At 46.9% G+C, this 20,078-nt stretch carries 20 protein-coding genes and 1 pseudogene; 16 read left to right on the top strand and 5 right to left on the bottom strand.

What is annotated here, in order from left to right; translation table 11 throughout:
* Positions 1-398: 398 nt before the first annotated feature.
* The 5 genes from ACI0FF_RS11150 to ACI0FF_RS11130 all read left to right on the top strand — a co-directional run bounded on the left by ACI0FF_RS11150 (position 399) and on the right by ACI0FF_RS11130 (position 4,133).
* On the top strand, positions 399-2,213 hold the full coding sequence (locus ACI0FF_RS11150) for a putative bifunctional diguanylate cyclase/phosphodiesterase (RefSeq protein WP_419796925.1): 1,815 nt from the start codon (positions 399-401) through the stop codon (positions 2,211-2,213).
* Between the two features lie 96 nt (positions 2,214-2,309).
* Entirely contained in the window at positions 2,310-2,663 is a 354-nt protein-coding gene (locus ACI0FF_RS11145) for an NADH:ubiquinone oxidoreductase subunit NDUFA12 (RefSeq protein WP_419796924.1), read from the top strand.
* Positions 2,664-2,763: 100 nt separating this feature from the next.
* Positions 2,764-3,231, top strand: a complete 468-nt coding sequence (locus ACI0FF_RS11140; RefSeq protein WP_419796923.1) for an outer membrane lipid asymmetry maintenance protein MlaD — start codon at positions 2,764-2,766, stop codon at positions 3,229-3,231.
* A gap of 18 nt (positions 3,232-3,249) precedes the next feature.
* Positions 3,250-3,714 (top strand): outer membrane lipid asymmetry maintenance protein MlaD, encoded by a 465-nt coding sequence (locus ACI0FF_RS11135; protein ID WP_308419095.1) that lies wholly within the window; start codon positions 3,250-3,252, stop codon positions 3,712-3,714.
* Positions 3,711-4,133, top strand: coding sequence for a DUF2155 domain-containing protein (locus ACI0FF_RS11130; RefSeq protein WP_419796922.1), 423 nt, complete (start codon positions 3,711-3,713; stop codon positions 4,131-4,133). The genes ACI0FF_RS11135 and ACI0FF_RS11130 overlap by 4 nt, the downstream gene beginning before the upstream one ends.
* On the opposite strand, the gene aat is transcribed toward ACI0FF_RS11130, so the two are convergent.
* From aat to aroQ, 4 genes are all read right to left on the bottom strand, one after another.
* On the bottom strand, positions 4,055-4,735 hold the full coding sequence (gene aat, locus ACI0FF_RS11125) for a leucyl/phenylalanyl-tRNA--protein transferase (RefSeq protein WP_419796921.1): 681 nt from the start codon (positions 4,733-4,735) through the stop codon (positions 4,055-4,057). The genes ACI0FF_RS11130 and aat overlap by 79 nt on opposite strands.
* Before the next feature lie 101 nt (positions 4,736-4,836).
* A complete protein-coding gene (gene accC, locus ACI0FF_RS11120; RefSeq protein ID WP_419796920.1) occupies positions 4,837-6,180 on the bottom strand; it encodes an acetyl-CoA carboxylase biotin carboxylase subunit in 1,344 nt (447 codons plus the stop codon).
* A gap of 12 nt (positions 6,181-6,192) precedes the next feature.
* Positions 6,193-6,648: an acetyl-CoA carboxylase biotin carboxyl carrier protein gene (locus ACI0FF_RS11115; protein WP_419796919.1), complete on the bottom strand. Its 456-nt coding sequence runs from the start codon at positions 6,646-6,648 to the stop codon at positions 6,193-6,195.
* An 18-nt stretch (positions 6,649-6,666) separates the two neighbouring features.
* Positions 6,667-7,110 (bottom strand): type II 3-dehydroquinate dehydratase, encoded by a 444-nt coding sequence (gene aroQ, locus ACI0FF_RS11110; protein ID WP_419796918.1) that lies wholly within the window; start codon positions 7,108-7,110, stop codon positions 6,667-6,669.
* A gap of 138 nt (positions 7,111-7,248) precedes the next feature.
* Here aroQ and thiS point away from each other — a divergent pair.
* The 11 genes and pseudogenes from thiS (at position 7,249) to mazG (ending at position 19,030) form a co-directional block, all read left to right on the top strand.
* Positions 7,249-8,235: pseudogene (thiS, locus tag ACI0FF_RS11105) on the top strand (sulfur carrier protein ThiS).
* A 24-nt stretch (positions 8,236-8,259) separates the two neighbouring features.
* The gene (locus tag ACI0FF_RS11100; protein WP_419796915.1) at positions 8,260-8,988 is read left to right on the top strand and encodes a type 1 glutamine amidotransferase; all 729 of its coding nucleotides are present in this window, start codon (positions 8,260-8,262) and stop codon (positions 8,986-8,988) included.
* A 100-nt stretch (positions 8,989-9,088) separates the two neighbouring features.
* Positions 9,089-10,282, top strand: a complete 1,194-nt coding sequence (locus tag ACI0FF_RS11095) for a lytic murein transglycosylase (RefSeq protein WP_419796914.1) — start codon at positions 9,089-9,091, stop codon at positions 10,280-10,282.
* 66 nt (positions 10,283-10,348) lie between these two features.
* Positions 10,349-11,326 carry a septal ring lytic transglycosylase RlpA family protein gene (locus ACI0FF_RS11090; protein WP_419796913.1) on the top strand — a complete coding sequence of 326 codons (978 nt, stop codon included), beginning with the start codon at positions 10,349-10,351 and terminating at the stop codon, positions 11,324-11,326.
* 1 nt (position 11,327) lies between these two features.
* A complete protein-coding gene (locus ACI0FF_RS11085; protein WP_419796912.1) occupies positions 11,328-12,476 on the top strand; it encodes a D-alanyl-D-alanine carboxypeptidase family protein in 1,149 nt (382 codons plus the stop codon).
* Positions 12,476-13,114 (top strand): dTMP kinase, encoded by a 639-nt coding sequence (gene tmk / locus ACI0FF_RS11080; protein ID WP_419796911.1) that lies wholly within the window; start codon positions 12,476-12,478, stop codon positions 13,112-13,114. The genes ACI0FF_RS11085 and tmk overlap by 1 nt, the downstream gene beginning before the upstream one ends.
* Positions 13,111-14,226: a DNA polymerase III subunit delta' gene (locus tag ACI0FF_RS11075; protein ID WP_419796910.1), complete on the top strand. Its 1,116-nt coding sequence runs from the start codon at positions 13,111-13,113 to the stop codon at positions 14,224-14,226. The genes tmk and ACI0FF_RS11075 overlap by 4 nt, the downstream gene beginning before the upstream one ends.
* Positions 14,227-14,267: 41 nt before the next feature.
* On the top strand, positions 14,268-15,995 hold the full coding sequence (metG, locus tag ACI0FF_RS11070; protein ID WP_419796909.1) for a methionine--tRNA ligase: 1,728 nt from the start codon (positions 14,268-14,270) through the stop codon (positions 15,993-15,995).
* A 17-nt stretch (positions 15,996-16,012) separates the two neighbouring features.
* The gene (locus ACI0FF_RS11065) at positions 16,013-16,792 is read left to right on the top strand and encodes a TatD family hydrolase (RefSeq protein ID WP_419796908.1); all 780 of its coding nucleotides are present in this window, start codon (positions 16,013-16,015) and stop codon (positions 16,790-16,792) included.
* Between the two features lies 1 nt (position 16,793).
* On the top strand, positions 16,794-17,567 hold the full coding sequence (locus ACI0FF_RS11060) for an MBL fold metallo-hydrolase (protein WP_419796907.1): 774 nt from the start codon (positions 16,794-16,796) through the stop codon (positions 17,565-17,567).
* A 635-nt stretch (positions 17,568-18,202) separates the two neighbouring features.
* The gene (gene mazG, locus ACI0FF_RS11055) at positions 18,203-19,030 is read left to right on the top strand and encodes a nucleoside triphosphate pyrophosphohydrolase (protein ID WP_419796906.1); all 828 of its coding nucleotides are present in this window, start codon (positions 18,203-18,205) and stop codon (positions 19,028-19,030) included.
* Positions 19,031-19,139: 109 nt separating this feature from the next.
* Here the strand turns inward: mazG and ACI0FF_RS11050 are convergent, their stop codons facing one another.
* Positions 19,140-20,003, bottom strand: coding sequence for an NAD(P)-dependent oxidoreductase (locus ACI0FF_RS11050; RefSeq protein ID WP_419796905.1), 864 nt, complete (start codon positions 20,001-20,003; stop codon positions 19,140-19,142).
* Between the last annotated feature and the right edge of the window lie 75 nt (positions 20,004-20,078).

Genomic DNA, 20,078 nt, shown 5'->3' with positions numbered 1-20,078 from the left:
AATCCAAAAAAAATCATAAAAAACCTCTTGAATTGTTTCTTTTCTAGTCAAAATCTCGCAACCCCTTGTGTTTGCTTGCGCTCATGTGCACTAGGTATGGTGTGGGGGGGCAGGAATATACAAAAGCTAAGGAAACTCTGGCGAGAATCGAATTTAACTTGCTCGTCTGACAGGAATTCCACTTATTTTTTACTGCAAATGGATAAAAGAATCGCAATTCTTTATAAAAAATACACTTCAAAAGTTGGAATTGTTCCAGAATTCTTTTTAGGCTATAGGTTATAGAAAGATTAAATAAATATTGTGATCATATTCTATATAAAGAGATCAGAAGTCAGGGAAAATCGAGAAACTTGTGCTATGATCCCCAACGAGAATTTTGGGTGGGACCAATTAAATTGACTAAAGAAAACAATAAAACTGCGCTCGAACAAAAAATACAGGCACCCGTCGATGATAAAACTCCGCAGGAATTGAAAGCGGAAATTCGCCAACTTAGTGATGCGTTGCGTGAATCAGAAAATCGTTTGGGGAAAATGATCGGTAATTTACCGGTTACTTTGTTTCGGCTGGAAATGGATGCACAGGGACAAATTTCTTTTCCTTATATCAGTTCAACGATCAGCTCTTTGATGGGCGGTGATGAAAAAGCAATTACGCGAGATTCCAATAATTTTCTGAATTTATTGGATGAGGGGTCGCGTCAAAGGCTTTTTCGGCGTTTACGGCGTTCAGCGCGAAACCATACGCCTTTTGATGAAGAAGTCCGTTTGCAAGATGATACTCTCGGAAAACTGTGCATTCGCGTTTTTGCCAATGTAGCTGTCCATAATAAAGAGGGAACGATCTGGGACGGGGCGGCAATGGATATCACCGGACAGCACCTGTTGGATGAACGGCTACGATATCTCGCTTACCATGATGAGATGACCCAATTGCCCAACAGGATGGCTCTGGAAGAACATCTCAATATTTTGTTTGAGGATAAAGACGAGAATTTTGCCATTTTGGCTTTGGCGATTGATCGGTTGGATCTGGTCAATGATACATTGGGGCAGGAAACGGCAAATCGATTGGTGACAACTGTGGCAAGTCAATTGGCCGAGTTTTTGCCCAAAGGAACCTTTTTAGCCCATCCACGGGCGGAAAGTTTCTCAATTGTCTTGCGTCATATTGAAAGCGATATGAGTGTTGCTGAGATTGCCGAACGTATTTTGGAACGCATGAAAATTCCGTTTGATGTTGGTACACGTCGTCTTGATGTCAGTGTCAGTATGGGGATCAGCTTGGCTCATCGTGATGGTGAAAATGCCGAAAGTCTGATGATGAATGCGGATACGGCTTTGCGTCGTGCCCATTTGACCTCACCAGGTGGTTATCGTTTTTATGTTGAGGAAATGAATACACGGGCTTTACGGGTCTTAGCTTATGAGAATCGATTGCGCAAAGCAATCCTGCGTAAAGAATTCATTCCTTTTTTCCAGCCGCTAATCGATGTGAAAACCGGAGAGATTTCGGCTATGGAGGCCTTGGTGCGTTGGCGTCATCCGCGTCTTGGATTGGTTTGGCCGGGTGAATTTATACCGGTTGCAGAAGAAGCCGGGTTGATCGGTGATATTTGCCATCAAGTTCTTTATGAAACCTGTATGACGGCAAAACGATGGTTGGAGGCCGGTTACGGGGCCATACCAATGGCGGTCAATATATCATGGCGACAATTTGCACAGCCTGAACGTCTTTTACAGTTGATGAGTGATGTTTTAAAAGAAACCGGCACCCCGCCGGAATTGATTGAGCTTGAATTGACAGAAAGTTCTGTGATGGAAGAACCCGATTCTGCCATTCGGACCCTCAATGATCTGCGTGAATTTGGTGTCATGGCATCTATTGATGACTTTGGAACGGGATATTCTTCGTTATCTTATTTAAAACGTTTGCCCATTTCCAAGCTGAAAATTGATCGGGCTTTTATTAATGAGGTGACCCACAATGAACGTGATGCGGCAATTGTGGATGCGATTATCAGGTTGGCGCAAGCCTTGGGGTTAAAGACGGTTGCCGAAGGCATTGAAACGCAAGAGCAGTTTGAGTTCTTGAAAGAAAAAGGCTGTGATTTAGGGCAGGGTTTTTTGTTTAGTCGCCCGGTTCCTGCTGAGGATATGGAAAAAATACTAAAAGAGGGTGGATTTTCTGATTACAGAGTCTTGCAGTAATGTGCTTAATCGACTAAACATGGCCTAGGAATTTTATACGCGTACATCGCGTGATTGACAATGGTACCCCGCTTGGGGCTTCGGAGTTGAATTGATATGACAATCGGAACACGTGTTTACACATGGCTTAACGGCACGTTGGTCGGTACCGACGAATTCGGTAACAAATACTATCGCAACAAAAAGAAGCTTCAGGGCCGTGAGCGCCGCTGGGTCGTTTATCGTGGAGTGACAGAAGCTTCCAAGGTACCAGCAGAATGGCATGCATGGTTGCACCACACTGTTTCTGAACCGCTTACAGAAGAAGCAACTCAAGCCAAGCAATGGCAAAAAGAACACCTGCCGAACTTGACGGGGACGACAAACGCATATTTCCCGCAAGGTGATGCGCGCCAAGGTGGACAGCGCGCGCGCGCGACAGGTGATTACGAAGCGTGGCAACCCGAATAAGTCATTGAATTTATGGCTGTAGACCTCTAAGATTTGCGGGCGCTTTTAGGCGCCCGTTTTCGTGCCGGGGCAGGTGCGAATGGGCTAGGGAGAGATTGACGTGAAGTATTCTGCACGTAGAGAGAAAACCGTTGGTGGCCTGACTTTCTTGGGATTGGTTCTGGCGATCCTCATTTCTTATGGAAAATCCGATGAAACGGGTAATGAGCAGACATATAAAGTGTCTGCGACGTTCAGCCGCATTGATGGGTTGGTAGAAGAGTCGGACGTTCGTATGGGCGGTGTTCGCATCGGTTATGTCTTGGGCGCAGATCTCAATGAAAATTACCGTGCCGTTGTTACAATGGCGATTGAAAAAAATGTACGCTTGCCGCTTGATACTTCGGCTGCCATTCATACGGACGGTTTGTTTGGTAATAAGTTCATTGAGTTGGAACCCGGCGGGGACGAAAATTATCTCAATAACGGTGGTCGTATAGATATGGCGCAAAGCTCTGTTGTTGTTGAAGAACTTTTGGAACTGATTATCGCCGAAGGTAAATCCAAACGCGCACAAAAAGAAGAATAAGAGGAAGGTAACGAAGAAATGATGGGTAAAAATATCGTTGAAACGGTGATGGGTGGCGTGGTGTTGCTGGTTGCTGCGGGCTTCCTTTATATTGCATTGAATGAAGCACAGGTTAAATCCGTTGAAGGGTATACAGTAAAGGCCGCATTCCTAAAAATCGGCGGGTTACAAAAGGGCAGTGATGTGCGCATGAACGGTATTAAGGTCGGTTCTGTGTTAGACAGCACTTTGGATAACGAGACTTACGATGCCGTTATTTCAATGACCATTCGTCCTGATTTGAAATTACCCGCCGATACCGTTGCCTCAATTGTCAGTGGCGGCTTGATAGGTGGCAAATATGTTCGTCTGGAACCAGGTGCCGATCGTGAGAACTTTGTGGAAGCGGGGGGCTCTATCGAGAATACGAAAGATTTTAAATCTCTGGAAGATCAAGTCGGTGAAATTATATTCCTCGCAACCGGCGGGGAGGGGCAACAGTGACTTTATCATGTACCCAATGGGGCGGTATCTTGACACTGTCTGCTTCTATGTTGATCAATCAGCTTGCTTATGCGGAACCCTACGACACGGCAATTTTGCAAGGACTTGATAAGGTAACGGCCAGGGTGTCTCGTTTAGAGGTCCCTGTTGGACAATTTATTAAATTTGGGAGTTTAGAAGTCATTGCGCGCAAATGTGATAAGCGTCCGCCAACAGAAACGCCTGAAAGTGCTGCCTTTTTAGATATTTCAGAAGTCAAACCGGGCGAAGCTGCTTCTTCTGTGTTTCGGGGGTGGATGTTTGCATCCAGTCCAGCTCTAAACCCGATGGAGCATCCGGTTTATGACGTGTGGGTTCTGGATTGCAAGAACATGGTCTCTAATTCCTCAGATAATTCTGTTTCTGTTGGGTCTGAATAAAAGGCTGAAATTGTCTGCATCGCGTTATCCAGCATCAAATGATAACTTTGACGCGGAACTTCGATCGCCCCCATTGACGCGAGATGATCGGTAATAAATTGACTGTCCAGAAGTTGGTAATCCGATAATCGCAGGCGTGCGACCAGATGTACCAAGGCGACTTTTGAGGCATTGGAGCGTCGTGAAAACATACTTTCGCCAAAAAAAGCAGTACCGAGGCTAACGCCATAAAGGCCGCCAACCAATTCCCCGTCTTGCCAACATTCGATACTGTGCGCGCAGTTCATGCGGAAAAGTTCGTTATAAAGGCGAAAAATATCTTCATTCATCCATGTGTCGGGACGATCTTCAGTGCTTTCTGCACATTTTTCCATAACCTTGTCAAAGGCCGTATCGCAGGTAACCTTAAATTTCCCTTGGCGTAATGTTTTGCGTAAAGAGCGTGATATCTTTAATCCGTCCAGTGGGAAAATACCGCGCATTTCCGGATCAACCCAGAACAAATCCCGTGATTCTCGTGTTTCTGCCATTGGAAACACACCGGCGCCATATGCCCGCAGTAATGTTTCGGGCGTAATGACATATCGTTCGCTTCTGTCCATGTGAACTCCTTATCTCATTGATTTATATATAAGGAGATGGAATTTAAATACAAGAAAGCCGTCAGCTTGAATTTTGTTCAAGTGACGGCTTTCTTGTTTTTTTAATCAGTCAGGCCGACGAATTTTTCCAGCCATTTGATATCGTAATCCCCATTAATGAAATCCGGGTTTTCCAGAAGTTTTTGATGGAGAGGAATAGAGGTTTTAATCCCGCCAATGACATATTCACCAAGGGCGCGACGCAAACGCATCAGGCATTCGTTCCGATTATTGCCATGTACAATCAGTTTGGCAATCATACTGTCATAATGCGGCGGCACTCTGTAACCCGAATAAAGGGCAGAATCAACACGGACACTCAGGCCGCCGGGGGCATGATAATCGGTGATTTTGCCAGGGCACGGCATGAAGTTTTCCGGATCTTCCGCATTAATACGGCATTCGATGGAATGCCCCTGAAATTTGATATCGTCCTGTGTGTAACCAAGCGGTGCACCGGAAGCGACACGAATTTGTTCCCGCGCGAGGTCGAGGCCGGAGATCATTTCTGAAATCGGGTGTTCCACCTGTAAACGCGTGTTCATCTCGATAAAGAAGAACTCGCCATTTTCATAGAGGAATTCGACCGTTCCAACGCCACGGTATTTCATTTTGCGCATTGCATCGGCAACGGTTTCACCAATTTCCTTGCGTTGGGCGTCATTTAATGCCGGGGAAGGGGCTTCTTCCAGAACTTTCTGGTTTCGTCGTTGCAATGAACAGTCGCGTTCCCCCACATGAACAGCATTACCGTGCGTATCACACAGAACCTGAATTTCAATATGGCGCGGTTTGGTGAGGAATTTTTCAATGTAAACATCCGCATTGCCAAATGCCGCGAGGGCTTCGGTGCGTGCTGTTTTCCAGTTAACTTCCATCTCACCAGGATTGCGGACCAACTGCATGCCACGTCCACCACCGCCAGCGGTGGCTTTCACGATAACAGGATAACCAAATTCTTCACCAATTGCCAAAGCATCTGCGACGGAATCGACAGAGCCTTTGGAACCGGGAACAACAGGCATACCTGTTTCTTCAGCAATTCGTTTGGCCGTGATTTTATCGCCCATCATACGGATGTGTTCCGGTGTCGGACCGATAAAGGTAAAGCCGTGTTCTTCAACCATTTCGGCGAAGTTGGCATTTTCTGACAGGAAACCATAACCGGGATGGATGGCATCGGCACCTGTAATGGTTGCCGCAGATAAAATAGCTTGAATATTCAAATAGCTATCTTTACTGGGCGGCGGACCGATACAGACAGCCTCGTCGGCGAGACGCACATGCATGGCATCGGCGTCAGCCGTGGAATGAACGGCAACTGTGGAAATACCCATTTCTTTACAGGCGCGATGGATGCGCAGGGCAATTTCGCCACGGTTGGCAATCAGGACTTTTTCAAACATGGGCAAGCCCTATTATTCGATAATGAAAAGCGGATCGCCGAATTCGACGGGTGAACCGGAACTAACCAGCACGCGCGTCACTTTTCCGGCTTTCGGCGCGTGGATGGGGTTGAAGACTTTCATGGCTTCAATCAGACAGAGAGTTTGGCCTTCAGTAACCGTGTCGCCGACAGAGGCAAACTGCGGTGAATCGGGGTCCGGTGAAAGGTATGTAACACCAACCATCGGTGATGTAACTGCACCAGGATGATTTGCCGGGTCACCGGCATCGGCCTCTGGTGTAGCGCCGCCAACAGGGGCAGCAGCGCCAACAGCTGCGACAGGGGCTGCCGCTGCAGTTACGGTAATGTTTTTAGCAACACGAATGTGCCAGTCGTCCTGACCGTATTCGATTTCAGTAAGACCGGTATCGTTCAGCAATTCAGCCAGTTCGCGAACCAGTTCGCTATTGAATTTATCCTTAGCCATTATAATTGATTCTCTTCATCAGCGACTTGAAAGGAGACGTGAGAACGCCTGTAACGCCAGTATGTAACCCTGTGATCCCAACCCGCAGATAACGCCTGTGGCCATCTTGGAAACATAGGATGTGTGACGAAAGGCCTCACGTTTGTGAATGTTGGATAGATGTACTTCGATGACAGGCTTGTCCACCGCTTGCAGCGCATCAAGGATGGCGACAGAGGTATGGGTATAAGCTGCCGGATTAATAACAATGGCGTCAAAGGACTCTTTTGCTTCTTGAATCCAGTCGACAAGATTGCCTTCGTGATTGGATTGACGGAAGTCGATGTCCAAACCAAGATCGGATGCGCAAGTTTTGCACATATCTTCAACATCCTTAAGGGTTTCGTGTCCGTATACGTCCGGTTCACGCGTGCCCAGCATGTTCAGGTTCGGTCCGTTCAGTATGAGAATTCTTTTCGACATTTTTTGCTATTAATGTTGCGAAGTAGTCCTAGCGTTATAGCATGCCTTACACAGCATGCAATCTTTCTTTAATCGCCCCCTTGCACATCTATAAACCCTCGTCCATACTCGGCCCGTTTTTAAAGCCTGAGAGTAATCATGATTGTTATTGTAAACGGTGAAGAAAGAACGCTGGAAACGGCGCAATCTGTGGAAAAACTTCTGCTGGGGATCGGTCTTGACCCTAAAAAAGTTGCGGTTGAACGCAACCGTGAAATCGTGCCTAAATCACAATTCGACACTGTTATGCTGGAAGACGGCGACAAGTTGGAAATCGTACATTTTATTGGCGGAGGATGTTAAGACGTGAGCGACACATTTGAAATTGCCGGACAAAACTTTACTTCCCGATTGTTGGTCGGGACCGGTAAATATAAGGATTTCGAAGAAACCAAGGTGGCGATTGAAGCCAGTGGTGCTGAAATTGTAACCGTTGCGGTGCGTCGTGTGAATGTCAGCGATCCAAGCCAACCGATGCTGGTTGATTATGTCGATCCCAAAAAATACACTTATTTACCCAATACGGCAGGCTGTTTCACTTGTGATGATGCGGTGCGTACCTTGCGTTTGGCCCGCGAAGCCGGTGGCTGGGACTTGGTCAAACTGGAAGTTTTGGGTGATCAGCAAACGCTTTACCCCAATATGCCTGAAACCTTGAAAGCGGCAGAAATGCTGATCAAGGAAGGCTTCAAGGTGATGGTCTATTGTTCAGATGATCCTATTGCCGCCAAGATGTTGGAAGATATGGGATGTGTTGCGATTATGCCGTTGGGCTCGCTCATCGGTTCCGGTCTTGGGATTCTCAATCCTGTAAATATTCAGATCATTAAACAAAATGCAAAAGTCCCTGTTTTGGTTGATGCGGGTGTGGGGACAGCCTCCGATGCTGCCTATGCGATGGAACTGGGTTGTGATGGTGTTTTGATGAATACGGCCATTGCCGGGGCAAAAGATCCGATTGCAATGGCAAAAGCCATGAAACTGGCTGTAGAATCGGGTCGTCTGGCGTTTAAGGCCGGACGTATGCCTAAAAAGCAATATGCTGACCCGAGTTCCCCGACATCCGGTCTGATCGACGCAAAATAGTCTTTATATATAAGTAGGCAATGAATGACGACGCTTGGGCTGCTGGTCTGCGGGGCTTTTTCTGATAAAATTATGCAGAAATACGATGGCCTTTATGAGGATTTCTTCATTCAAGGACTTTCGGAACAAAAAGCGTCGTTATCTTTTCAGACCTATCGCGTATTTGAAAATGATTTTCCCGATAGCGTTGACGCGTGCGATGCGTGGTTAATTACAGGTTCGGTCAGTGGCGTTTATGAAGACTTACCGTGGATTACCCGTTTATTGAATTTTGCACGCAAGGCTTATGAAAACAATATTCCCTTAGTTGGAATTTGTTTCGGCCATCAGTTGATTGCCCAAGCCCTAGGCGGTAAGGTGATTAAATCGCCAAAAGGCTGGGGGCTTGGATTTCAACGATACGAGTTGCAAGGCAATATGAGAGGCGTTGAGGGAGATTGCCTCGACTTGTATGCCATTCATCAGGATCAGGTTGTTGAAGTTCCGCCTGTAGCAACTGTTTTTGCCCGTTCTGAACATTGCCCGGTTGCCGCGTTGCGTTACGAAGGGCGCGCCCTTTCGTTTCAAGCACACCCTGAATTTAGCCGGGAATTTGAAACAGACCTTATTGAAAGTCTGCTGGGGGAAAAACTGGATGTTGCCACCGGGCGGGCGGCAATCGATTCCATGCAATCCACGAACGTTCACAACGCACAGGTTATGCAGACAATTGGTGATTTTATTACAGGTGAAAACTTGTGCGAATGTGACTGATTTTTCATAATTCTCTTCACGAATGGTTAGGGGTTTTTGCCTATTCTGGTAGCAGAAAGAAATGGAATCCGTTTCCAAACCATCATATGAAGAGGCATACATGATTGATAAAAAAAGCTTTTTAAAAGTAGGGGCATTGGCTGCATCTCTTTGGGTCGGTGCCACATTACCGGCGCAGGCCGAAGTGGATTATCAATCATGGCTTAATGATTTCAGAAATACAGCGGCCCGTGCCGGAATTTCTAAAAATACTCTGGATAATACCTTGAATGGTTTGGAACTAAACAAGCGGGTGTTGGAGCTGGATCGTCGCCAACCTGAGTTTTCCTTGACCTTCTGGAAATACCTGAATGGACGAATTTCTGAAAAGCGCATTCAACGCGGACGCGACCTTTTAAAGAAACATGCGGCTTTGTTTAAAAAAGTGCATGATAAATATGGGGTGCAGCCGCGTTTTTTGGTCGCATTTTGGGGATTGGAAACCAATTTTGGCGATTATACCGGGGTCTTTCCTTTGATCCAGTCGTTGACGACTTTGGCACATGATGAACGCCGTTCTGAATTCTTTACCAAACAGTTGATGTCGGCTCTTCAGATTATGGACCGGGGCGATATTCCTTTTGATGTAAAGGCTTCTTGGGCTGGCGCAATGGGATTTTGTCAATTTATGCCGACGACTTATCAGGCCTATGCAGTCGATGGGGATGGGGACGGTAAGCGCGATATGTGGAAAAGCCTGCCAGATGTTTTTTATTCTGCGGCTAACTTTTTGTCACAATCGGGCTGGCAAGCAGGCGAAACATGGGGGCGGGAAGTCAAACTGCCTGATGGATTTAATCTGGATTTAACTGGCTTGGGAACAAAAAAGAATTTGGCAGAATGGGCCAATCTCGGGGTAGTTAAAAATGATGGTGGCGCTTTACCTGTTGCAGATATGCAGGCCTCTTTGATTTTGCCGGGCGGATATCGTGGACCTGCATTTTTGGTTTATGAAAATTTCCGCACTATTTTGGATTGGAACCGATCAAACTTTTATGCGGTTGCCGTTGGTCATTTGGCGGATCGATTAGTCTGGGGCGGCCCGTTACAAACGCCGCAAATCGAGGAAATAGCGCTTAGTCGTGCGCAAATGTTGCAAATTCAAGCACGCTTGAATGATCTGGGACACGATGTTGGTAAGCCTGATGGGATTGCGGGATCACGCACGCGAAAGGCCATTAAAGCCTTTCAAAAGTCTAAAGGTCTTCCGGCAGATGGATATCCCAGTATCGAACTTTTAGACCTTTTGAAATAAGGCGGGGTTGATGGGATGGCAATTGGGCAGTATGGTAGGCACACCAAGGCAAGCAAGGTTTGTAAAATGAAGACATTTTTTGGCCCCGGAAAGATTGCATTGGCCCTGATGGCCGGTGTTCTGCTGAGTGGGTGTGCGGAAACGCAATTTCTATCCAGTTCAGTCAAACATGCGGGTGGTTCATCCGGGGTAAGTGGTAAGTATAAAATCGGTAACCCTTATCAAATTCAAAGCGTTTGGTATTATCCAGCGGAAGATTTTGATTATGAGGAAACGGGCATTGCTTCTTGGTATGGCCCAAAATTTCATGGAAAGCCGACGGCAAACGGTGAAGTTTTTGACATGAACCAAGTCAGTGCGGCACACCGCACGTTGCCATTGCCGTCTTTGGTTCGCGTTACAAACCTTGAAAATGGTCGCTCGTTAGTGGTTCGGGTAAATGATCGAGGTCCTTTTGCGCATGGACGTATATTAGATATGTCGCGGCGTGGGGCTCAGTTATTAGGTTTTGAGAAAGAAGGAACGGCGCGGGTAAAGGTTGAGATTCTAAAGGATCAAAGCCTCGCTCTGAAAAATTCGTTGGTTAATCAGGTTGCAGGGAATCAGGCACCGATTAAATCCGGTGCCATTCAAAAGCCAATGGTCAGTGCGCAAAGTCTGGATGCCCCTAATGGTGCAACCATGGCACCGACACCTCAGCCGGTTCAGACAGCGATGGCAGCACCTCAGCCTGCACAATCGGCTTTAAGTGAGCCGGTTGTAAAAGAAACAGATACTGCCGTTCGTACATATCCGGTTTCACCGACACGTATGTATATACAGGCTGGCGCGTTTTCGCAATTTGACAATGCAAACCGGGTTAAGGCGCAATTGATGGATATCGGTGATGTCCAGATTTCGCAAGTTCTGGTGAATGGACGCGATTTTTATCGTGTTCGGGTTGGTCCATTTGAAAATCTCGATCAAGCTGACCAGCTTTTAAATGATGTTATTAATGCAGGCTTTTCGTCTGCGAAAATTATTATAGAAAAAGGAAAAGGCTAAAATGAGGTTGCGCACTACCTTTCTGTCAACGGCACTTGCCGCTTCACTCTTTGCAACATCATCTTTTGCGATTGATACGATCGCACGCGAAGCCTTCATGGTCGATGTCAAAACCGGTCATGTTTTACTTGAAAAAGAAGCCGATATCAGTATGCCACCGGCTTCTATGAGCAAGCTGATGACGCTTTATCTCGTCTTTGATCGTTTGAAAGACGGACGTTTGTCATTGGACGACCAATTTAGCGTATCTGAAAATGCGTGGCGCAAAGGCGGGGCTGCGTCGGGCAGTTCCACAATGTTTTTGGAGCCACGTCAAAAAGTACGTGTTGAAGACCTGATTAAAGGGATCATTATTCAATCGGGTAATGATGCCTGTATTGTGGTTGCAGAAGCCATATCGGGATCTGAAAAGAATTTTGCCGTGGAAATGACGGAAAAAGCGCTAGAACTTGGCATGACGAATTCGTCTTTTGCCAATGCGACGGGTTGGCCTGATCCCGGTCAACGTATGACGGCACGTGATTTATCCATTTTGGCGCGTGCGTTGATACGCGAATTTCCTGAATATTATAAATTTTTTGCCGAGAAGAATTTCAAATATAACGGTATTCGTCAAAGTAACCGTAATCCATTACTTTACAAAACAATGGGTGCCGATGGCTTGAAAACCGGACATACTTCCGAAGCAGGCTATGGTTTGACATCTTCTGCCATACGTGATGACCGGCGTCTTGTTCTTGTCGTAAACGGCTTGAACAGCGTACGTGCGCGATCCAGTGAAGCTGAACGCTTGATGGAATGGGGTTTCCGCGAATTCAATAATTATGCGCTGTTTAAAAAAGGCGAAGAAGTAACGCAGGCTGAACTTTGGTTATCTGATAAACAAACGATTGGTTTGGTTATTGATCAAGATGTGGAAGTGACGATGCCACGCAAAAGCCGCCGCGAGATGAAAGTCACGGTTAAATACGACGGCCCCATTCCCGCACCAATTAAAAAAGGTCAAGAACTGGCAAAAGTTGTGATTAGCGCACCGGATACAAAAAGCGTAGAAATTCCACTTTATGCAGCAGAGGATGCTGGTCGTCTCGGTTTTGTGGGACGCTTGGGCGCTGCGCTTAAATCAATTATCTGGGGTGTGACCGGCTAATGATAAAAGGGCGTTTCATCACCTTGGAAGGTGGCGAAGGGGCGGGCAAAAGTACACAGGTCCGCCTGCTGAAAGAATCCCTTGAACAAACTGGCCTTGAAGTCGTTTTGACGCGCGAGCCCGGTGGCAGCCAGGGCGCAGAAGAAATCCGAAAGTTACTGGTAACGGGTGATGCGGGACGTTGGGACGGAATGAGTGAGGCCTTGCTTAACTTTGCCGCCCGGCGAGATCACTTATGTAAAACCGTCTGGCCTGCGATTGAACGGGGTGCTTGGGTGATTTCGGATCGTTTTGCAGACTCGACCATTGCCTATCAGGGATACGCACATGGCTTGCCTTTAAAATCGCTTTATGATCTTTGGGATATCGCGATTGACGGGTATCGCCCTGATTTGACATTTATATTGGATCTGCCTGTGAAAACAGGTTTGCAACGTGCCCTTGGGCGTGGGGATGCAGAAGATCGTTATGAAAAAATGGCTTTGGGTTTTCATGAAAAACTGAAAGCTGGTTTTCTGGAAATTGCCAAGGCGGAACAAAACCGCTGTTGTGTTATCGATGCGACACAATCGATCGACGAAATTCAGTCTGATATCCGTCGTAATGTCCAAACGCACCTCGGAGTGACGTTGTCATGAGTGAGCCGGAAAAGCTCATTCCGCGAAACACCTCGGATTTGTTGGGTCATACCGAGGCGGAACAGACGTTGCTTGAAAGTTATAATTCCGGCCGTCTGCATCATGCATGGTTAATGACCGGGCCACGCGGTATTGGCAAGGCAACGTTGGCTTATCGTTTTGCGCGCTTTTTACTGAAATATGGTCGCCCGGGCGGCGATGACCAAGGGGCAGGGCTGTTTGGTGAGGAATTACCGACGACGGAACCTGAAAGCCTGCATGTCGATCCGCAAGATCCGGTTTTTCGCCGAATTGCAGTGGGCGCACATGGCGATGTCATGACGATTGAGCGGGAATTTGATGAAAAGAAAAACCGTTTCAAGGGTGTAATTGGTGTGGATCGTGTGCGTGGTGTGGGCTCATTTTTGGGAAAAACATCTGCAGAAGGCGGCTGGCGTGTTGTGATTGTTGATGCTGCTGATGAAATGAACCGAAATTCCGCCAATGCCGTTTTAAAAGTTTTGGAAGAACCACCGGAACAGGCTGTCTTGTTGTTATTGGCCCATAATCCCGGGCGTTTGTTGCCGACCATTCGTTCACGGTGTCGTACCTTACACCTTAACCCGTTAAGTGATGATATTTTGATTGACCTGTTGGGCAAGCATGCCCCCGATTCGTCACTTGCAGATGCACAAGGTCTGGCAAAATTGGCAGAAGGTAGCTTCGGGCGGGCACTTTCTTTATATGAAGAAGGTGGTTTGGAACTGCATTCAGAGCTGTTGAAATTGCTTTCAACCTTGCCGCAATTGGACGTGGAAGCCTTGCATAAGCTGGGGGATAAGATGGCACGGGCGGGGGCCGATGATGCTTTTCGCACGATGGGGGACTTGTTGTGCTGGTGGTTAGGACGCTTGATCTCGCAAGGGGCACGGGGTAAGACCTCAGGGCTGGGTCTGAGTGACAGCGAAGACGCTTTGATGATCCGTGTCCTGCAAAGTGCGGATTTAACCCAATTGATGGATGTGTGGGAAAAAATATCCACCAATTTCGATCAGGCACAAAGCGGTAATCTGGATCGCAAGCAAGCCCTGTTGACATCTTTTCTTGCTCTTGAAGGGGCAATGAAAAGATAAACGCCTATTCAAACGTTTGACTTTATAATCAGGAGAACCCCATGTCGGGATCTAAACCGTTTTATATCACAACGCCGATTTATTATGTGAATGATAAACCGCATATTGGTCATGCCTATACTTCGTTGGCCTGCGATGTGATGGCTCGTTTCAAACGTTTGGACGGTTTTGATGTGAAGTTTCTGACCGGTACGGACGAACACGGTCAAAAGGTTGAAAAATCAGCCAATGCAAAAGGCGTAGACCCTAAGTCCTTTACGGATGGTGTTTCGCAAAACTTCCGCGATTTGGCGGCCTTTATGGGCTACAGCAACGATGATTTTATCCGCACGACAGAAGAACGCCACAAGAAAGCCTGTCAGGCCCTGTGGACCCGCCTTCAGGAACGCGGGGATATTTATCTCGGCGGTTACGAAGGCTGGTATGCGGTGCGCGATGAAGCATTTTATACCGAAGACGAATTGGAAAAGAAACCAGACGGTACCCGCGTTGCCAAGGCATCCGGTGCAGAAGTGGAATGGGTGGAAGAACCGAGTTATTTCTTCAAATTATCGGCCTATGAAGACAAGCTTCTAAAATTCTATGATGAAAACCCGGATTTTATTCTGCCGAAATCGCGTCGCAACGAAGTGATTAGTTTTGTAAAAGGGGGGCTTCAAGACCTTTCCGTTTCCAGAACGACCTTTAAATGGGGCGTTCCGGTGCCTGGTGATGATGATCATATCATGTATGTCTGGATGGACGCGCTGACCAACTATATGACGGCGGTTGGCTATCCCGATGAAGAAGCGGAACAGTATAAAAAATATTGGCCTGCGGATGTGCATATGGTGGGGAAAGATATCTTGCGCTTCCACGCGGTTTACTGGCCTGCATTCCTGATGGCGGCAGATTTGCCCTTGCCAAAACGGGTGTTTGCCCACGGCTGGTGGACGAATGAAGGTCAGAAAATTTCTAAATCACTTGGTAATGTGATTGATCCGATCGATCTTGTGAATAAGTACGGTTTGGACCAAGTGCGTTATTTCATGCTGCGTGAAGTCCCGTTTGGCAATGATGGGGATTTCGGACATTCTGCGATGGTTACGCGTATGAACAGCGAATTAGCCAATGATCTGGGCAACTTGTCTCAGCGTGTTTTGTCCATGATTGTCAAAAACTGTGATGAGGCTATTCCCGCACCGGGGGCTTATAGCGAAGAGGATCAGGTGATGATTGCTCAGGCTTATAATCTGGTGTCCGGCGTGCGTGAAAAAATCGATGTACAAGCCTTTAACGATGCGATTGAAACCATTTGGCTGGCGATCCGTGCCGCGAATGCTTATGTGGATAAGCAAGCACCGTGGAAGTTGAAAAAAGAAGACCCGGACCGTATGGCGACGGTCTTATATGTCTTGGCGGAAAATATCCGCAACGTCGCGCTTGTTCTACAACCCTTTATGCCGACAAGCATGGATAAAATGCTGGGCTTGTTGGAAATTGCCCCTGAAAACCGCAATTTTGATGCTTGTGGTGAGGCAGGGGCCTTGACGCCCGGCACGAAACTTGAAAAACCCGAAGGTGTATTCCCGCGCTTTATTGATCATGAAGAATTGGAAAAGACCTATGAAGGCAAGGACGGTACGTTCTTTATTAAACGGGCACTTCGTCAGAACCCGAAAAATAAAGAAACCGTTTTTGAAATTGAATTTAAAGACGGCAAGCTGGATGAATTAAATTCTGCCGATCTGGAAAAAGCGAAAGAGAAGGGGGCTTTGACGCAAGTCTGAGCCTGCAAGCGAAAAAGATGTTAGTCGATAGCCATTGTCATTTGGATTTTCCCGAATTTCAGGAAGATTTCGAAGCCGTTTTAACCCGCGCTGAAGAAGCCGGTGTGAAAACCATGATGACGATCTGTACCCATGTGACGAAATTTGATCAGGTCCATGCGATTGCCAAGGCGCACGACAATATCTTTTGCACAGTCGGTATTCACCCTCATAACGCTGATAGCGAACCGGAAGTGACGGTCGATCAGTTGGTTGAATGGGCCTCTGATCCCAAGGTTGTTGGTTTCGGGGAAACCGGGCTGGATTATTTTTATGAACATAGCCCACGCGAGATCCAGCAAAGACAGTTTCGCACGCATATCGAGGCGGCACGAAAGCTGGACCTGCCGGTGATTATTCATACCCGGGATGCCGAAGAAGACACGCTTTCTCTTATTGAAGACGAATACAATAAAGCCCCGTTCCGAGGTTTAATCCATTGTTTTTCAGCGTCGGATGAATTTGCCCAGCGGGTTGTCGCAATGGGGTTTTATATCTCTATTTCCGGCATTGTGACCTTTAAAAAGGCAGAAGAGCTACGAGACGCTATTAAAAACGTTCCTGTGAACCGCTTGTTGGTGGAAACGGATGCACCGTATCTGGCCCCGATCCCCAAGCGGGGAAAACGTAACGAACCTGCCTATACGGCCTTTACGGCGGCCAAGGTTGCCGAGATCAAAGGGCTCAGCGAAGAAGAGTTTGCCAAACAGAGTACAGATAATTACTTCACACTCTTTTCCAAAGCGAAACGAGGCTGATATGCGGGTAACGATCCTTGGATGTGGCCCCTCAGGCGGTGTTCCCGGGATTGGACCCTATTGGGGCAAGTGTGATCCTGATAATCCGAAAAACAGGCGGCTTAGGCCATCCATTTTTGTGGAAAATGAGTCCCTATCTCTACTAGTAGATACATCTCCTGATCTACGCCAGCAGCTTTTAAGTAAGGATTACACGCGTATTGACGGGGTTCTTTATACCCACGGTCACGCGGATCATTTACATGGCATTGATGACCTGCGCAGCGTAAACCGCACGCAGAACGAAGTGCTGGATATCTATCTTAATCAGGAAACGCTGGATCATATTCAACAACGATTTGGCTATGTTCTGGAACCATTGGCACCGGGGGCGGATGTTTTTTATAAGCCGGTCCTGAAGCCGCATGTGGTGGAAAGTGGCGTTGCGTTTGAGATCAACGGACAATCAATCATGCCGATCGTGCAGGATCATGGATATTGCGAGACGATCGGCTATCGGATCGGGGATTTTGCTTATTCGACGGACGTGGTGAATATGCCACCGGAAAGTTTTGATTTACTGCGTGGGATCAAGGTTTGGGTGATTGGGACGCTGGTTGATGCACCACATCCGACCCATGCGGACGTCGAAAAGGCGGTGCGTTGGGTTAAAGACATTGCGCCTGAGAAGGCGTTTTTGACGCATTTAGGCAGCGGGTTGGACTATAACGCGCTGTCAGAGACGTTGCCTAAACATATCCAGCCTTGTTTTGATGGGTTGGTTATCGACGTCTAGATTCAAGGAACTGAATCCGAAATCATTAGAATCAACAAACTGATTCTATTTAACGCCCCTGTGAAAATAGGGGCGTTTTTTGTTGTGTTTTATATCTACGACAGACTCATGAAATTGAGTCAATCTCCCTAAGTTTTATTGAGTGTGTTTGTTTCAAAAGGTGGGGTATTTGTCTTCAGGTCCGTTTGTTTTATCAGCGCCCATGCAAGGCAAGACAGCGTAAGAGTAGAAACCTTAAAGCACGTCCTGACGATAAAATGCCTAAAAATATTAAAAAGATATCCAAGACTTAACTGACGGTAAGAATGCTGCTAATACCAAATAACCATATGAAAAATATTATGTATTAAAATAATACATAATATATATTATGCGACAAAAGATATATTGTAAAAGATGAGGTTTCATGAAATGCGCAGATGGCTCCCCTGCGGATAATTTACTTTAACTTCGCGCTCGTTTGCTGGTTGTGCTGCGACTAGAGTCAATTTCCTGCGCTTAATTCTGTTTTGTTTGCAGTTGAGCTCCGCGCTTGATCTGTTTGCTTTTTGCTATTTTCGACTTTCTTGCGATGGTGTTCTCAGGCATGGTGCCTGTTCAAATATCTTCAGTCTTTTTGTGTCGGGAGCTTAAAAGTGACAAAATTTGATTCCTCTTCTTTTGAGAACGAGATGTCTCGCCTGTTGGCGATCATGGCAAAATTGCGTGACCCAGAAGACGGATGCCCTTGGGATATTGAACAATCCTTTGAAACAATTGCCCCGCACACAATTGAAGAAGCCTATGAAGTTGCGGATGCTATTGAGCATAAAGACTGGCCTCACCTGCAAGAAGAATTGGGTGATCTGCTGTTGCAGGTGGTTTTCCATGCGCAAATGGCAAAAGATGAAAAACTTTTTAATTTCAATGATGTGGCGAAATCCATTGCGGATAAAATGGTATCGCGTCATCCACATGTTTTTGGGGATGAGGTTATTGAAACAGCGGATGCGCAAACGGTTGCGTGGGAGGAGCAAAAAGAACGTGAGCGCAAGGAAAAAGCAATGCGCGCCGGAGATGATATTCCATCTGCCCTTGACGGTGTTGCGGGTGGTTTACCCGCCCTCACCCGTTCCTTGAAATTACAAAAACGTGCCATTCGAGTTGGCTTTGATTGGCCCAATGTGGATGGGGTTCTGGATAAGATCCGGGAAGAATTGCAAGAGGTCGAAGAAGAAGTTCATCACGCACAACCATCCAAAGACCGGATCAAGGACGAGATCGGTGATTTGTTATTTACCGTGGTTAATTTGGCACGCTGGGCGGATGTGGATCCGGACAGCGCGTTGCGGTCCTGTAATGTAAAATTTGAACGTCGCTTTAAGGCGATGGAAGCAGGTGTTCGCGCAGGCGGAAAAGAGATGCAGGATGCAACGCTTGAAGAAATGGAACGCTATTGGCAAATGGCTAAAAAACTTGAATGATAAGTTTAACTTTAAGATTTAAGTATTTAATAAATAAAGTTTATATTCAAATGTTAAAGTGAAAAATCCCCCGGCTGAACCGAGGGATTTTTTGCATAATATGGACGATTTAATCACGTAGTAATTTGATGAGTGCAGAGGTGTCCCAGCGTCCACCACCCATGCGTTGAACCTCTTTGTAATATTGATCAATCAGTCCGGTGACAGGTAAGGCTGAACCGTTTTTGCGGGCTTCATCAAGGGCAAAGCCAAGGTCTTTTCTGACCCAATCGATGGCAAAACCGAAGTCAAACTTATCTTCAACCATCGTGTAGCCACGATTGGACAATTGCCATGATCCGGCGGCCCCTTTGGAAATCACGTCGATGACTTTTTTCGGGTCCAGTCCGGCTTTTTCAGCAAAGGCCAGTCCTTCGGAAATGGATTGAACGGCACCGACAAAAGTGATCTGGTTGACCATCTTGGTCAATTGCCCTGCCCCGACATCTCCCATAAGCGTGACGGCCTGTGCGTAACATTCCTGAACAGGCTTGGTGTGTTCGAAATTTTCAGGATTGCCACCTACCATAATGGTCAGAGTGCCATTTTCTGCTCCGGCTTGACCGCCGGAAACAGGCGCATCCATGAATGAGAGGCCGTGTTTTTCTGCTTCGACGGACATTTCACGGGCGACTTCGGCAGAGGTTGTTGTGTGATCGACGAAGACCGTGCCTTTGTCCATAGTGTTAAAAGCGCCGTTTTCGTCTGTGCAGACGCTTCTAAGGTCGTCATCGTTACCGACACAGGCAAAAACTATTTGTGCCCCCTCAGCGGCCTTTGCAGGCGTTTCTGCAAAAGACCCACCATATTCAGCAACCCATTTTTCAGCTTTGGCGGTCGTGCGGTTATAGACACAGACGTCATGCCCACCTTTTAACAGGTGGCCCGCCATTGGATAGCCCATAACACCAAGACCAAGGAATGCAACCTTCATCTTTTTCTCCCTTTAAAATTCTTAAATGATTGGGGAGCAGTATAAGTTTATGTAATGGAGAAATCAAAGAATAGA

This window comes from Terasakiella sp. 4MB5A (assembly GCF_050058155.1).
In the GTDB taxonomy this organism is placed as follows: domain Bacteria; phylum Pseudomonadota; class Alphaproteobacteria; order Rhodospirillales; family Terasakiellaceae; genus Terasakiella; species Terasakiella halodenitrificans.
The sequence above is the reverse complement of the archived record's forward strand: the minus strand, read 5'-3'. Positions and strand labels throughout refer to the sequence as shown.